A 2,199-nucleotide genomic window follows, 5' to 3' on the forward strand; every position below is an offset into this window, starting at 1 on the left:
GTTTGCCGCTGCTGCAGGCAGGCTTTTAATAATTGAATGGGATGATTGGGTGCTGTGGGCACAACAGGCTCTATTAAAATATGGATGATGCCATTGCAGCCCAGCTGTACGCCCAGTTTGGCATCGTCTTCGTCGGTAGTATCGTAGGTTACCAGCATGGCCTGCTGGCGGAACATCACCTGCTGGGCTTTGCGCAGGGCATCCCCTTCCAGGCAGCCCCCGCTGATAGCGCCGGTCAGCTGACCGTCTTCTGTAATTAACATGCGTGCGCCGGCGCGGCGGTAGGCGGAGCCTTCTACCAGCACCACGGTGGCTAATGCGGTTTGTTGTCCTTGCAGTTGAGCTTTCTCAAACGCGGCTACAATGTCTTTGAGCTCTTTCATCGTTCCTAAAGTTAAAAGTAAAAAAGTAAAAAGTAAAAGGCAGGCCGTTATCTTAAAGTAAAAAAGCAAAAGGTAAAGAGTAAACTATTGCGTTACTCTTTACCTTTTATATATTTAATAATCAGCTTAATTCCTGTTTCTTATACTTCGCTCTGCTGCTTCTGCACAGAGAACACCGCTTCGCTATTCATAAATGGCTGCGACCTTAGCCGGTGGCCGGTAGCGGCAAAAATAGCATTGCCTATTGCTGCGGCTACAGGCGGTAAAGCCGGTTCACCTAAACCTGTGGGCTTTTCATTATTTTCAATAAAAGCTATCTCCACCGGGGGCGCTTCCCGCATGCGTATCAGGCGGTAACGGTCGTAGTTGGTTTGATCCGGTTTGCCTTTGGTAAGGGTCAGCTCACCGAACATGGCATGTCCCAAACCATCTATCATAGCGCCTTCTACCTGGTTTTCGGCCCCGCTCCTGTTAACGATGGTGCCGCAATCCACGGCGCAATAGATCTTATTGATCTTCCATTGCCCGTTCACATTACTCACTTCCGCCACCTGCGCTACATAGGTCTGGAACGAAAAGTGTGCGCTCATTCCCTGGAACACGCCGGGTTTAGGCTGGCCCCAGTTGGCCATTTGCGCTACTTTTTTGATCACGCCGGCATAACGGTCGGGATTGTAATCCATTTTGCCTACCGGCTGCGCTTTGGCCTGCTCCAGCAGCTCCAGGCGGAATGCTACCGGATCTTTACCCACGCCGTGCGCAATTTCATCCAGGAAAGATTCTTCTGCAAAAGCAATATAGTTGTGAATGGGCGCCCGCCAGGGGCCTGTGGTTACGGGTGATTTATACTCGTGTGTATCCACCTGCAGGTTGGGCACTGCACCGGCGGGAAAATTATCTTCACGCGCCGTATTACCGGTTACGCCTACAGAATGGTGATGCCAGGCAATGAGCTTACCATTACTATCTGTGGCCGCCTTGTACTTGTACAAAGCCATGGGCCGGTAAAACCCTCCGCCCATATCATCTTCCCTTTTCCAGATCACATTTACCGGGGCTTTTGCCAGCTGGGATACCGCCACGGCCTCCTCTACAAAGTCGGTCATAAGCCTGCGCCCAAAACCGCCACCCATGCGGGTCATGCCTACCTTTATCTTTTCTTTGGGGATCTTGAATTTTTCAGCAATGGTATTACGCGCTTTGTCCGGCAGCTGAATGGGCCCGTACAGCTCAACACTGTCGGCCTTCACATCCGCAAAAAAGTTCATGGGCTCCATGGGATTGTGCGGAATGAACGGGCATTCAAAGGTTGCCTCAAATGTTTTGGCGCCGGCAGCCAGTCCTTTTTTGATGTTGCCATCCTTCCGTTTCGATTCTTTTGGCAGTTGTTCCAGCGTTTTACTAAAGTTCGCTTTGTAATCAGCAGTGCTTTCCAGCTTGCCATCATCTTTCCAAACCGGTTTTATGGATCTGGCAGCCTGCATTACTTCCCAGGTGCTGCGGCCCAGCACTGCTATCTTGTTATCAAAGGTCACTACATCCTTTATGCCCTGGTATTTGCGGGCGGCATCCTGGTCAAAAGATTCCAGTGTTTGCCCAAATGCAGGCGGGCGGATGATAGTGGCATACAGCATGCCTTCCCGTTTGGTATCAATACCATATTTCTGCTTACCGGTAATAATGGCTTTGGTATCGTAGTTACCTATACGTGTGCCGATGATCTTAAAAGCTTTGGGATCTTTCAGCTTCACATCTTTGGGTGCCGGCATGGTAGCAGCTTTTTCTACCAGGTCGCCGTAAGAGATCTTTTTACCGC

The 2,199-nt window shown here is 50.4% G+C and carries 2 protein-coding genes; both read right to left on the reverse strand.

All coding sequences use genetic code 11. From position 1 onward, the window contains the following. Positions 1-383 (reverse strand): XdhC family protein (locus VIM87_RS25545; protein WP_331999731.1); only part of this gene is annotated, 383 nt, incomplete at its 3' end. A gap of 140 nt (positions 384-523) precedes the next feature. Continuing rightward, positions 524-2,199: xanthine dehydrogenase family protein molybdopterin-binding subunit (locus VIM87_RS25550; protein ID WP_331999732.1), on the reverse strand; the 1,676-nt coding region annotated here is incomplete at its 5' end.

The sequence above is a fragment of the Chitinophaga sp. genome (assembly GCF_036569125.1).
Lineage (GTDB): Bacteria > Bacteroidota > Bacteroidia > Chitinophagales > Chitinophagaceae > Chitinophaga.